Genomic DNA, 12,926 nt, shown 5'->3' with positions numbered 1-12,926 from the left:
CAAACATCAATTAACAGCTAAAAGTTTCTCTCTCTCAGGACCTGTACTGACCATCGAAATTTTTGTCTTTAATAGTTTCTGCAGGTGATGAATGTATGATTGGGCTTTTTCAGGTAAGTGTTCAAAGCCTACGATACCTTCGAGTGATTGATTCCATCCTTTGTGATTTTCATACTGCGGTTCAATCGCAATATTGACAATATCAAATGGTAATTCATCCGTTATCAGATTTTCATAACCATAAGCTGTACACACATCAATGTCCTCAAAAGTATCCAGTACGTCCAGTTTTGTGATAATGACCTGAGTGACCCCGTTGAGCATAATAGTATATAAAAGCTGAGGAATATCAATCCATCCGCATCTTCGTGGTCGTCCGGTAGTTGATCCGAATTCTGAACCAGCAATTCTCAATTTTTCTCCGGTGTGATCGTGCAATTCTGTAGGGCAAGGTCCTGAGCCAACTCTTGTACAATATGCTTTGGCAATTCCTATGACCTCACGAATTCTTGAAGGAGCGATACCCAATCCGCTGCATACTCCTGCTGTTATGGTATTGGAAGATGTGACATATGGATAAGTACCGAAATCAATATCCAACATAGATCCCTGAGCACCTTCAGCAAGGATTTGTTTGCCTTCTTTCAGTGCATCGTTGATATAATATTCACTATTTATATACCTTAGTTTGCGAATTTTTTCTATTGATTCAAAAAATCTTTCCTCTTCTCCGGCAAGGTCAAAGTCTATGTGAGGATATAGATTTACGAGTCCTAAATGTTTGGTTTTTATGGCTTTGTATCGGGATTCAAAATCACTTGCTAACATGTCTCCGATCCTAAGCCCGTTTCTGCCGGTTTTGTCCATATATGCAGGCCCGATACCTTTGAGTGTAGAACCTATTTTACTGTTTCCTTTGGCCGACTCTGAAGCAGCATCAAGATATCTGTGAGTGGGTATGATCAGATGTGCTTTCTTGGATACCAATAATCTTTTGTGGTAATCCACATCAGCGGCATCGAGTGACTGGAGTTCTTTTACCATAGTGATAGGGTCGAGTACCACTCCATTGCCTATGACATTAGTGATTTCCGGTCTGAATATACCTGATGGAATGGTATGCAGGACATATTTTTTCCATCTATTTTAAGTGTGTGCCCTGCATTCGGGCCACCTTGAAATCTGCAAACTAAATCATATTTTTCGGCAAGGAAATCCACGATCTTTCCTTTCCCTTCATCTCCCCATTGAAGGCCCAATATCACATCTACAGCCATTAGTATTATTTATATATTAGTTTTTAAAGGCCAAAAATACTAATTAAAAAGTAAATAGAGCTACACATTGATAAAAATTCAAATATTTGATTTGCAACAAAAGAAAAGCGAAAGCAAAATATTTTGTGGAAAATAGACTACCGCAAATGTATGAGCATAGTCATATGATTAAGAGACCAACATCATCTGTTTTTATTTTAATTTAAGACTATTTTACGGTTGATTTGCGGAGTTTTTTGTGTAAAAGCTTGGGTGTATCCCAAAATTGCACTATATTATATAATTTTTAAGTTTCCAATTTAGTGGATTATCCTAGTAGTTAAGAGTTAAAGGGTAGGACGTCTCAAGCATAGCTTGGGAATGAGGGTAGCGGGCAGTTTAACCAATTTTTGTGCAAAAATGTGATACACACAAACTCTTTAGAGTTGAATGTTTTGACAGAATTTGAAAATAAATGATTATAAAAATGAAACAATATACTTCAGTCCAACTAAACTTATTGGTGATAGTCAGAGTACTGATTGGTTGGCATTTTTTGTACGAAGGTGTGGTCAAGTATATCAACAAAAGCTGGACTGCAGCGGGATTTCTTAATAATGCTGAAGGGTGGTTTGCACCATTGTTTAAGACTATGGGAGAAAACACATCTCTTTTGGGTCTGATCGATCATTTAAATGTTGCTTTTCAGATCATCGTAGGATTGTGTCTTATCTTAGGCCTTTTTACAAAAATAAATGCCTGGATCGGAATTCTTTTGTTAAGTATGTACTATCTGGCATTGCCACCTTTTCCTGGGTTGAGCACACCACCTGGTACTGGCAGTTACCTGATAGTGGACCGAAACTTAATTGAAATTTTTACTCTGGCTTTGATGATTGTCTTTCCAACGAGCCATATTATTGGGTTGGACAGGTTTGTATCAAAATTAAAAAGGCAAAAAGAAAGAGTCAGTTGACATTGCTTCATTTTGCAGTCACAATTTCTTCATGCAATTAATTTTTTAACATGGATTTGAATGATAAAAATAAAAATATTGAAAGGCGGGATATACTCAAGGGCCTTGCAACACTACCGGTTTTAGGAGTATTTGGAGCCAGCGTCTGGTCGAAAGGTGACCACATCAATAAACAAAAATCTACGCTACTCAACGAATTAAAAATTGAAGCTGCCGTAGCTTCACCTAAAGGTTCAATGGCGGGTGATCCTATAAGATTGGGTATCATCGGGTATGGAATCCGAGGAGAGCAACTGGTGCAGGCAGCGGGTTATGCTTCAAAAAGATGGCTTAAAAGTATGAAAGAAGCCAGCGAAAAAAACAAGAAGGATACCCGGTTAAAAGACTTTTTAGATCAGGAAAATCTGAACGTAATATTTACGGGAGTATGCGATGTTTTTGACGTAAAGGCCGACGAAGCAATAGAAGCTGTTGCGATTGACAAAAACCTACCAAAACGATTTAAAAATTACAGAGAGTTATTGCAAAGTCCGGATATAGACGGAGTCATCATCGCTACACCTGACCATTGGCACGCACCGATGTCTATTGAAGCTTTAAAGGCCGGCAAACATGTATATGTTGAAAAACCCATGACCCACAATCTTGCAGAAACTCTGGAATTGTACAATGTGGCCAAAAGTTCTTCAAAGACATTTGCAGTGGGTCATCAGCATCGTCAGACGTTAAGTTTTATCACCGCTCAGGACATCATCAGGAAAAACATTTTGGGTCATATCAACTTAGTTCAGGCCAATACCAACCGCAATAGTGACAATGGTGCCTGGCAATATGATATTCATGAAAAGGCAAATCCCGATACCATCGACTGGAATCAGTTTTTGGGCAGCGCACCTCAGATTCCATTCAATAAAGAACACTTTTTCAGATGGCGTAAATGGTGGGCATATGGCAGTGGCCTGACAGGAGATTTGTTGGTACACGACTATGATCGGATCAATTGTATATTAAAAATGGGTATTCCTAAATATGTCGTGGCATCGGGTGGAATATATACACACAAAGATGGCAGAAACGTACCGGATGTCATTCAGGTGGCTATGGAGTTTCCCGAATACTTCAATGGTTCTAGTCAGCCAAAAGGTAAAGAAGCAGGCATGTCCTTCTTATACAGCGCAACATTGGGTAATCAATTTGATCGGTCTACTTTATTGATGGGCCATGACGCTACCATGAAACTTGAAGGCCACACTCTTGAAATATACCCGGATGGTAATTCAACCCGTTATAAAAAACTTCTTGAAGATGAATCTATCGATCCTGAAACACCACTATACCTATACGATCCCCGACGTAATCAGGTAGATGGCGTAACTTCAGCTACGGCCAAATACTTTGATAAAAAAGGATTGTTGTACACTTATATTGATGGTAAAAGGGTTGACTCTACGCATTTGCATATCAAAGAATGGTTAAGTGCAATAAGAAATGACACCCCTATCAGTTGTGGTATTCAGGAAGGTTTTGAAGAGGCCATCACTGCACTAATGGGCACTCTTTCTATAAGGAGCGGTAAGAGAGTTGAATGGGATCAGGTAAATATGCAATTTGTAGGAATCACAGTTGAAGAAGCAGACAAAATTATGCTTGGTTAAATATTTTTCCTAATAATATGATGCAAAAAAAACAGGGTGCATTTCATTTTTTCGCCCTTTGCTCGATTTCTTATCAAGTTTCGTTTGTTCGTCGTAGCTTCCAGCTACGATGCAATATTGACAGGCATCTTGCCTGAATCGCGAAATTATAAAATGGTGATTTTTAATGTGAAGGTGTGTATAACAAATTGCACCAATATTTAAATGCCCTGCTACCCTCATTCCCTAAAGAGCCTGTCAAGCTACGCTTGAGACGCCCCACCCAATATTTCCCATCAGAGGGCTGATCTCCCCTTTAGGGGTCGGGGGTATGTGGAGGTAAATAACTAAAACTAATTTCATTTCGTGGTTAGCGTAACAGTTATTATCGTTTTAACAAAAAGTGCAATTTGTTATACACACAATGTGAATCGAAAAAATGAAATACACCCAAAAAACGAGGTAATAGACAAAATTAATGTTAATAAAGGCTGAAAGCCTTATAAACATTAGCTTTGCGTCAAAATAATGTAAATGAATAAAAAAATTGCTTTTATTGTTCTAGTAAAATAGTTAGAAAAAATGGCAAATATAGAGGTAAGCAAAAGTATTTATGCTTGAGTTGTAACAAACAATTTCACCAAAGATCTCAAATAGATATAAAAGAATTATATGAGAATTACATTCAAGGGAAGCAAACCTATAGACAACTTTCAACCAAATATGGAGTAAGTGAGAAAACCATTCAAAGGAAACTAGATAAATATCAGTTTAGTCATCAAGCTAAAGAAACCAGAATAGTCACAATAGTAATGGACACAACCTATTGGGGTAGGAACTTTGGAGTAATGCTCTTTAGAGATTCAATAAAACGAGAAAACTTACATAAATACTACGTAAAAACTGAAACAATTAAGCAATACATATTAGGCATCCAGGAAATAGAGAAGTTAGGATTCACAATAAAAGCAATTGTATGTGATGGAAGATTGGGTATCTTCAAGGCATTTAAGGATAAAATTCCTATACAAATGTGTCATTTTCACCAAAAACAAATCATCAGAAGGTACTTAACAACTAAACCAAAACTTGAAGCTTCGATATTGTTATGGAAGATCGTGGAGAGTTTAGGTGCTTCAAATGAAGCGGACTTTATTAAGAGTCTTGAGAATTGGATGGAAGAATGGAAAGATTTTTATAATGAGAGAACTCTAAATCCAATAACAAATAAGTCGCATTACACACATAAAAGGCTAAGATCAGCCTATAATAGTTTAAAAAGACATTTACCATATTTATTTACCTGTAAGAAGTTGGAGGATGTTCCAAACACTACAAATACTGTAGATGGAACATTTTCTGATCTAAAATCTAAACTGAGAAACCACAATGGGCTAAATAAAGAAAGGAAAATAAAATTTATAAATGCTTATTTAAAAACATAAAACAAGCCTACATGACATGGGTTTTTTAAGGCATGTATGTTGAGTAAAAGTTTAAAATAATTAAAAAAGGGGGTATTTTGATACACCCCCAAGAAGAAAACTTTTTCCCCAACATCAATGGCTATCCCTGAGCAGGTTGCTCCCCAGCAGAGCCTGATTGTGTTTCACCAAAGACAATGCAAATGTATTGCCTATTTAAGTCTACTTTGCTAAATCGAAAAAATAAAGTGCATTAATTTTGTCCATTACTCAACTAAAAGAAAAAATTAACATTAATTTTGTCTATTACTACCAAAAAACATTATATTTGTGCATAAAATGTAATTATTATGGAGACCCTTTGGGGTATTGACCTTGGTGGTACAAAAATTGAAGGTATTGTTCTTAATCCTGCCACCGGAGATATATTAACCAGACAACGCATACCTACTGAAGGCCAATTTGGTTATCATCACGTGCTTTCACAAATCAAAAAAATGGTGGACCTCCTTGCTGCCAATACGGGACTGAAACCTGTAAAAATCGGTATGGGTACACCGGGGAGTTATGATCCGATACAATATGCGATGAAAAATTGTAACAGCACATCACTCAATGGTCAAAATCTAAATGAAGATATCAACTCATTAGTGGGTATTCCTTTTATTCTGAGCAATGATGCAAACTGTTTCGCAGTCGCAGAAACTAATTTCGGGTGCATAAAAGATCACATGCCCGAGGCTAAAGTTGTTTTCGGAGTGATTATGGGCACAGGGGTTGGCGGCGGATTGGTTGTTGATGGAAAAGTTCTCAATGGCAGACAAGGTATCTGTGGAGAGTGGGGACACAATCACCTTGATGATTCAGGAGGATCATGCTACTGTGGTAAAACCGGATGTGTCGAGACGATCATTTCTGGGCCAGCTCTGGAAAAATTTTACGAACAGATATCAGGGGCAAGGAAATCATTAAAAGAAATTGTGGATGCTTACAGAAAGGAGGGCGATATACATGCCACAGCAACTATGGAAAGATTATTTCATTTTTTTGGAAAAGCTGTATCTGTGGTGATCAATATCATCGATCCAGATGCCATAGTGATCGGCGGAGGAGTCGGAAATATTGATGAGCTGTATACTAAAGGAGTTGAAGAAGTTAAAAAACATGTTTTTAATCTTCGATTAGATACAAAATTCTTCAAGCCAACGTTGGGAGATTCTGCCGGTGTTTTTGGTGCTGCATTTTTATAATTAAAGAAAAAACCTTTCAAAATTCTGTTTATTATTAAAAATGCGTTAAAATTGCATGATAATGTGCTCGTTTAAAAACACATTCTTAATTTTTCCGTTTATTTTAGAATTTCGAATCCTTGGCAATATTGATATTTTTATGAAATGGATCATGCTTTTAAGTTTTTTATTTGTAGGAACAGTTGAAAATGATTTTGCTGAACCTGCAATTGAACAAAAAAAACTGATGATAGATTCAGTCAATAACATCAGAAGCAAAGGGTGCTATTGTGGAAGAAGGTACATGGAACCAGTGCAACCGATAGTCTGGGATGGTATATTGTACAAAAGTGCTTTTACCCAGGCAAAAGAAATGAAGGATTTTAATTTTTTTGCTCACTTCTCCAAAGATGGTCTCAATATAGGCGAGAGACTTCAGAAAGCAGGATATAATTGGATGGTCGCAGGAGAAAATCTCGGCGAAGGACAAAAAACATTTGAAGAAGTCCTTAACGACTGGTTAAAAAGTTATCAACACTGCACCATGCTGATGCACCCGAGAGTGGAAGAAATGGCAGTCGCAAAAGTTGACAAATACTGGGTACAGCATTTCGGTAAAAAAATGCCTGAAAAAAATAAACAACAAAACCCTATATCAAAAAAAGAATGATGCTGAATGACGTATCATTCAAATTCAATCAAAATCTGATTTTTATCTACAGTTTGTGTTTTTCCTATATTTATTTTCTTAATGATACCGTCTCCCGGTGATTTCAGGATGTTTTCCATTTTCATGGCTTCCAGAGTAAGTAACTTGTCACCTTCCAACACAGAATCACCTTCCTTAACAAAAATATTGACTACCAATCCCGGCATAGGAGATTTAATTTCTTTTACTGAATGTTTGGCAGCTTTAAGAAATCCTAGATCATTGATTAGCTTGTCTAATGGCTCATTTATTTTGATTCTGAAATCAAATCCGGATACATTGATCCACGCTTTTTTTGTTTGCGGATCAAAATCTTTAATGACTGCCTGATAAGATTTGTGGTCAAAAAATAGTTTTATGATGTTTCCTTCTCTTGATACTATTCTGATATCTTTTGATGATAAAGTTTCGTCATCAAAAGTGTGAAGGTCATTAATTTCGTACATTGTCTGATATCCATATGTGCTCATAACGTTTTATTTTCGTGTTTTTTATCAGCGAGGCCGACCATAAAATAAGTCTCAAATATAGTGAAAATCACATAAATAATCAGAAAAGAAATGATGAATTTATTGTTAGGAGGATCTATTTTATTTTTGTATACCAAAAGTATTACAACCGACCCTGCCATCCTTACAAACATATTGAGTAATGTTACTGATATAAATATTTGTCTGTCTTTGACATATAGCGATTTGTACAAAAAAAAGTATAAAAATACACTCATCACAGCAAACATTGCTATGCTGTAAAAGGATAAGTTTTTATAATGATAAAATACCGGAAATGTATGTACGAAAGTCATTATACACGATGATATAATGATGACAGCAAGAAGCTTTCCAAAAAAAATTAGATAGTGGTTCATTTTTGAAGCAGCTCTCTGTACAATTTATACATGAATGCACTGAAAAAAAACAAAACAAAGGAGATTGTAAAGATGGGTTTTTCAAAACCTAATTTATTGTCTAACCATTGGCCTGCCAATATTGAAAATACTACAACTCCGGCCATCTGGAAGGCAAGACCCGAATACTTCAGATAAGCGTACCTGCTTTTTCTTTGTTGTGTATCATCAGTGTTTTTTTCAGACACTATTAATAGGTTATCAGGATTGAGACACTTTTTGTAAATTGTCTTTGTGGACGAGTGACTTGAGCTTTTGACCACCCATACTACAACTTACATTAAAGACTGCACCTGTATGAACCATGAGTTTATCGGTGATGATATCTCCATTGATCACTGCAGATTCTTTTACAGCCAATAATTCAATTACTTCTATATTTCCGGTAAATGCGCCTTCTATGATGGCATTAACACATTTGACATCACCTTCTATTTTGCCTTGTGGTCCGACTATCACTCTTCCTTTGCAATCTAATTTGCCTATAAGGGTTCCGTCTATTCTGATATCATTAGTTGCCATGATATTGCCATTGATTTGAGTACCTTCGACAATACTGTTACTGACATTGGCCGATGGAGCTGCACCATTTTGGCCTGATTGTTTTTCATTTTTTCCTCCGAACATGAATTAATGGTTTTGAGATGAGATAATGAGTATGTAAAAATCCGAAAAAATAAATTCTTCAAATTAGAGTATGTTTAAATTTTCATGTTTGAGCGAAAGTGAGCAAATTTAATTTTATGTAAGGCATATTTTGCAGTCGGAGTTGGTTACTAGACCAAAAAATATAACGCAAGAGAGAATAAAATTTGCAGATTGGAGCTAAATGATGAAACTTTAAACGTACTCCCTTAAACAACAAATCAAAGTTAAGTAATTTTTTTTACAATTTTGACTTGTGTATAAAAAAAATTTCAGATTAAAATCTTGGACAATAGACGCCCCTGCTTTCCGGTCCGCAGATATTGTATACTAATGAAAACTCAAAAGCGCCATTTGCTCGGGAAGCCGCACTCAATCCTGATATATTTACATCATAACTGAAGCCTATGTTAAAGTTTTCGTAGTTGAATCTTGAAGACAAAATAAGTGCATCAGAATGTAATCCTGAAGGAACTTTATTGCCTATTCGATACCAAAGACCAGCCTCCCAGGACTGATTGGATATTTTTGCGGGACCGAGAGCAAATCTGAAATTGGTACCGGCATTGAGAGACTTGTGTGGTCCCTGAGACATAAATACTGCAAATGGCAACATCGATATCTTTCTTGCCACTTCAAATTGTAACCCTGCATGAACTGTATATCTACTGTATAGACTGACAGTTTCGCCAAGAAATGATACATTTGGTCTGTTGAGGTGATGCATTGCAGCTCCTGCATACCAGTTGGTCTTGTCATCAAGGACACTAAACCACAATAATCCTGCTGCTATGTCCGGGTATAAGAAATCGGTATCCTGAAAGCGAGGTTCATTAGGGTCTATACTTTGATTAAAACCGGTTGATGTGATTTGTGATGGCCATCTCAGGTCTGCTCTGCTTATGCCTCTTGAACTTAAAGCTCCATCTGCTCCGATGACAAGATAGCTTGCTTTTTTTCTGGAGCCAGCCATTTTTTTACTGTATGACAATGAGACTCTACCCTGTGTAGTTCCAAATCTTGACTCACCTGCCACATCACCCCACAAAGAGCCACCTATACCGAAATAGTCTTCTCTTCCTACAGGGATTTTTTGATCATATGATACAGAATAGGTATTGTAAGCATTGGCAGCAAGCACGGCGGCCCATTGATTCCTGTAATTGGCAATCATTCTGGTTTTACAGTTCATCACGCCGGTCATCGCAGGGTTGAGATTGAGTGGAGACATATAAAACTGTGAAAAATGTATGTCCTGACTATATAATCTTATAGAAGACATAACCACTAATAATATTAAAATTCTGGTAACGATGTTATTCATGTACATATCAGATTAAATATTTTTGCAAAATATAAAATTGCAAAATGCAGACCAACTTTTAGTATTAAGGTGTAAAGTTAACGACAAAATACTAATATTATGGTGTAGCTGACTTACTTTAACATTTATATATTCATTTTGGGCCAGGATCAGTTTAAAATCCCTTGTTTTTAGTATTTTTTATAAAAGTTGAAGTGTCCAAGGACTATGACTTTAGGACAGTGTTCTTTTGGTCTTCCTTTAGAAGTAGTATTTTCACTACCGGTCAAAGTCTGACTTTAGTTTTGGTTCCTTCAAAGTCAAGTAAGTCATTGAAACACAAAAGGATTGAATCAGCTGATAAAGGACATTGACCTTTGTAGATCATTGATACCTATTTGTTATGCAAGACTTTTTCTTTAGCTCCAAATCGATCTATCAGCATAGTGTCAATGACGTCTGCAGTATCAATAAGCCGTGAAAATAATTTCAGTAAAGTATCCTGATGGATGAACTGATCAAAAATAAGTAAAGAAAGAATGATATCCTGATCTTTGATCGACAACGCCATACCTTCAAGATCATGGTTTTTTCTGAGTAAATAATGGTAAAGCTCTCCAATATTTCTTTCCGGTAATGAACATAGAAAAACATCGCCGATAAGCATTCCGGTTTTTTCATAATAAGAAATATTGACCAGAGCACTCCCCTTTTTAACAGACCAATTGTTGGGACCTTTTCTGGTCAATGGAGCATTGAATCCCAGATTTGTTAGTATATTCTCTACAGTATTGCATACACCAAATGGTTCATACTCATCTATCTGTGCAATCATTTCTAAAGGGGCGCCGCAAGTTTCACAGTAACCACTTGATTTTTCTTCTGATTCAAAACTGATGTTGTTACAAGATGAACATCTCACTCCTCTTTTATTTTCCCCATTCCTAAACTCAGAGATACATTGGATCAAATAGTCAGATGGCAAAGAAAATCCTATATTGTTACCATTTTGAATGACAAAGGTATTGATGCCGATGATATGCCCGTTGCTATCCACGAGTGGACCACCACTATTACCCGGATTAAGTGCTGCATCATGTTGAATATATCTGATATCATCTTCGTGATGAAGTAAGCTGGATATGATACCTTGGGTAGCAGTATACTTCAGGTCAAAAGGATGTCCGACCGCAATCACGTTTTCACCTTCGTCAAGGTGATTTGTGGCAGTAAGTTCGGCATGCGGCATGGTGTGATGTACCGGAGATTTTAAAAAAGCCAAATCAAATTTTGTATCCAGATACACTACATCAACGATTTGCTTTTCAAATTCATTCCCGGCTATTATGGCACTTTTATTTCCTCTTACCACATGTTCGTTGGTGACAATGAGGTCATAATCCTTAAGATAAAAACCCGTGCCAGTACTGTAAGGTGTAGCTATCTGGATGATGACTTTTTCAAAAAATGATATGATGTCCCTGCTGTTTTTCATTTTAGTCGGGATATGTTATATTTTTTAACATGCTAAGATAGCTCTTACAAAACAGGTACTCGTCAGTGAAATTCAATAATCTCACGTCTGCCTTCAGGCCGGGATATCTATCATGATGCTGCTGCATGATATTTTTTATTGTCGAATTGATATTTTTTTTATAAAAAGCATTGCCAAATAAAAAGACATCACTGAATCCCAATGCACTAAAATAATGGTTGTAAACAATACGATAATATAAAATCAGGAGATCTTTAGAAGGGCCTGGCAGCGAATAGGAATATAAGGAAAAACCTACCACATATCCACAAATGGCCTTTGCATAATTATAATATTTGTTTTGATAATACCAGTCAAAATCATTGATCTGGGCGTCTATGATGTCTACCAATCTCTGATGTCCGTCAGGAACGGACAAGCCAAAGGTCGAATTTACTTCATATAGTTCTTTGCTGAAATCATCAAAAGTGATATTTTCCAACGTCCTGTAAGCAGCGATCAGGGCCTTGTTTTTGTCATGCACCAGCGTAATGTTGTCAGCAAAGTACATGTCATGGCTGTCATGGATCATCTCCATAACATTGCCTTCAGGTTTTATTAGATAGTCAATAGCGTACAAGCCATCCAAAAGCAAAAATGACAAACCACCGGGATACATGAAAGTATTGAGTTTACCATGTTCAAATTCACGGATAATATTATCTAATACTGTTTTATAAAAATCATACTTGACTTGCTTTTCCAGAGGTGATATTTGTCTGGTATGATGATAATTAATTGCTTCCAGATCGGCAAATTTTTCCATCAGCACATCATCCCTCCTATCGGATACGGTCGAAATTTCTTTTAGTGCCTGATAGAGTTTGTGCGGTGATCCATCTTCTACAAAAGTATCAAATTTCAGACATATACAATTGTTTTCGTCAAGAGAATATCTGGAATATTTCAGGTCAAAATTTTCTTCCAGAAGCAATCTCAACAAACCAAGGTGCTGCTTTTTCATGATGGCGATTTTGGCTTCAGCAGAAAATTTTTTGTGATCTGCCTGGCCTTCAATGAGTTTTGAACCCTGATAAATAGTAAAATTCAGTTTGCCTTGTACTTGAGAATAACTGACATTTTCCTTCTCATCAGTTTTAAGAAATTCCATCAAGGCAGCGTAACTGTTCAGGTATTTTTCATTTTCAAAAAGTTCAATGGATTTGTCCCAGGCTTCATACTTTTCATCAGACTTGTATGTGTCAGTAAACCTGCCAAACTGTATGTTTGGTGTCTTCGTATCCGAGGTTTTTTTGAATATTCTGGAAAAAAGATTCATTTTTACATTTTCGTAATACAACCCGTACAT

Annotated in this window: 12 protein-coding genes and 1 pseudogene; 6 read left to right on the top strand and 7 right to left on the bottom strand. The window is 36.5% G+C overall.

Going from position 1 to position 12,926, the window contains the following annotated elements; translation table 11 throughout:
* Positions 1–6: 6 nt before the first annotated feature.
* A pseudogene (locus tag IPK35_20380) lies at positions 7–1,277 on the bottom strand (adenylosuccinate synthase).
* A 454-nt stretch (positions 1,278–1,731) separates the two neighbouring features.
* Here IPK35_20380 and IPK35_20375 point away from each other — a divergent pair.
* From IPK35_20375 to IPK35_20355, 5 genes are all read left to right on the top strand, one after another.
* Positions 1,732–2,232 carry a DoxX family protein gene (locus IPK35_20375; protein MBK8055558.1) on the top strand — a complete coding sequence of 167 codons (501 nt, stop codon included), beginning with the start codon at positions 1,732–1,734 and terminating at the stop codon, positions 2,230–2,232.
* A 50-nt stretch (positions 2,233–2,282) separates the two neighbouring features.
* Complete coding sequence (locus IPK35_20370) at positions 2,283–3,887, top strand: Gfo/Idh/MocA family oxidoreductase (protein ID MBK8055557.1); 1,605 nt, start codon at positions 2,283–2,285, stop codon at positions 3,885–3,887.
* A gap of 632 nt (positions 3,888–4,519) precedes the next feature.
* A complete protein-coding gene (locus IPK35_20365) occupies positions 4,520–5,311 on the top strand; it encodes a hypothetical protein (protein ID MBK8055556.1) in 792 nt (263 codons plus the stop codon).
* 329 nt (positions 5,312–5,640) lie between these two features.
* A complete protein-coding gene (locus IPK35_20360) occupies positions 5,641–6,540 on the top strand; it encodes an ROK family protein (GenBank protein MBK8055555.1) in 900 nt (299 codons plus the stop codon).
* A gap of 139 nt (positions 6,541–6,679) precedes the next feature.
* Complete coding sequence (locus IPK35_20355) at positions 6,680–7,189, top strand: CAP domain-containing protein (GenBank protein ID MBK8055554.1); 510 nt, start codon at positions 6,680–6,682, stop codon at positions 7,187–7,189.
* Between the two features lie 14 nt (positions 7,190–7,203).
* On the opposite strand, the gene IPK35_20350 is transcribed toward IPK35_20355, so the two are convergent.
* On the bottom strand, positions 7,204–7,698 hold the full coding sequence (locus IPK35_20350; GenBank protein ID MBK8055553.1) for an acetyl-CoA carboxylase biotin carboxyl carrier protein subunit: 495 nt from the start codon (positions 7,696–7,698) through the stop codon (positions 7,204–7,206).
* Between the two features lie 90 nt (positions 7,699–7,788).
* Here IPK35_20350 and IPK35_20345 point away from each other — a divergent pair, with 90 nt between their 5' ends.
* On the top strand, positions 7,789–7,980 hold the full coding sequence (locus IPK35_20345) for a hypothetical protein (protein ID MBK8055552.1): 192 nt from the start codon (positions 7,789–7,791) through the stop codon (positions 7,978–7,980).
* 112 nt (positions 7,981–8,092) lie between these two features.
* Here IPK35_20345 and IPK35_20340 read toward each other — a convergent pair whose 3' ends face one another.
* From IPK35_20340 to IPK35_20320, 5 genes are all read right to left on the bottom strand, one after another.
* Entirely contained in the window at positions 8,093–8,323 is a 231-nt protein-coding gene (locus IPK35_20340) for an AtpZ/AtpI family protein (GenBank protein ID MBK8055551.1), read from the bottom strand.
* A gap of 13 nt (positions 8,324–8,336) precedes the next feature.
* Complete coding sequence (locus IPK35_20335) at positions 8,337–8,762, bottom strand: polymer-forming cytoskeletal protein (GenBank protein MBK8055550.1); 426 nt, start codon at positions 8,760–8,762, stop codon at positions 8,337–8,339.
* 295 nt (positions 8,763–9,057) lie between these two features.
* The gene (locus IPK35_20330) at positions 9,058–10,104 is read right to left on the bottom strand and encodes a PorP/SprF family type IX secretion system membrane protein (GenBank protein MBK8055549.1); all 1,047 of its coding nucleotides are present in this window, start codon (positions 10,102–10,104) and stop codon (positions 9,058–9,060) included.
* Between the two features lie 373 nt (positions 10,105–10,477).
* Positions 10,478–11,578, bottom strand: coding sequence for a trypsin-like peptidase domain-containing protein (locus IPK35_20325; protein ID MBK8055548.1), 1,101 nt, complete (start codon positions 11,576–11,578; stop codon positions 10,478–10,480).
* Between the two features lies 1 nt (position 11,579).
* A complete protein-coding gene (locus tag IPK35_20320; protein MBK8055547.1) occupies positions 11,580–12,896 on the bottom strand; it encodes a hypothetical protein in 1,317 nt (438 codons plus the stop codon).
* Between the last annotated feature and the right edge of the window lie 30 nt (positions 12,897–12,926).

Source organism: Saprospiraceae bacterium (assembly GCA_016713025.1).
Lineage (GTDB): Bacteria > Bacteroidota > Bacteroidia > Chitinophagales > Saprospiraceae > OLB9.
Note: the sequence above shows the minus strand (reverse complement) of the source record. Positions and strands in the feature narration are given on the sequence as shown.

What these genes read in the sequence shown, in the direction of transcription:
- IPK35_20375 (MBK8055558.1), top strand. Translation starts at nt 1,732, where the DNA reads ATGATTATAAAAATGAAACAATATACTTCAGTCCAACTAAACTTATTG.
- IPK35_20370 (MBK8055557.1), top strand. Translation starts at nt 2,283, where the DNA reads ATGGATTTGAATGATAAAAATAAAAATATTGAAAGGCGGGATATACTC.
- IPK35_20360 (MBK8055555.1), top strand. Translation starts at nt 5,641, where the DNA reads ATGGAGACCCTTTGGGGTATTGACCTTGGTGGTACAAAAATTGAAGGT.
- IPK35_20355 (MBK8055554.1), top strand. Translation starts at nt 6,680, where the DNA reads ATGAAATGGATCATGCTTTTAAGTTTTTTATTTGTAGGAACAGTTGAA.
- IPK35_20350 (MBK8055553.1), bottom strand. Translation starts at nt 7,698, where the DNA reads ATGAGCACATATGGATATCAGACAATGTACGAAATTAATGACCTTCAC.
- IPK35_20345 (MBK8055552.1), top strand. Translation starts at nt 7,789, where the DNA reads ATGATGAATTTATTGTTAGGAGGATCTATTTTATTTTTGTATACCAAA.
- IPK35_20335 (MBK8055550.1), bottom strand. Translation starts at nt 8,762, where the DNA reads ATGTTCGGAGGAAAAAATGAAAAACAATCAGGCCAAAATGGTGCAGCT.
- IPK35_20330 (MBK8055549.1), bottom strand. Translation starts at nt 10,104, where the DNA reads ATGAATAACATCGTTACCAGAATTTTAATATTATTAGTGGTTATGTCT.
- IPK35_20325 (MBK8055548.1), bottom strand. Translation starts at nt 11,578, where the DNA reads ATGAAAAACAGCAGGGACATCATATCATTTTTTGAAAAAGTCATCATC.
- IPK35_20320 (MBK8055547.1), bottom strand. Translation starts at nt 12,896, where the DNA reads ATGAATCTTTTTTCCAGAATATTCAAAAAAACCTCGGATACGAAGACA.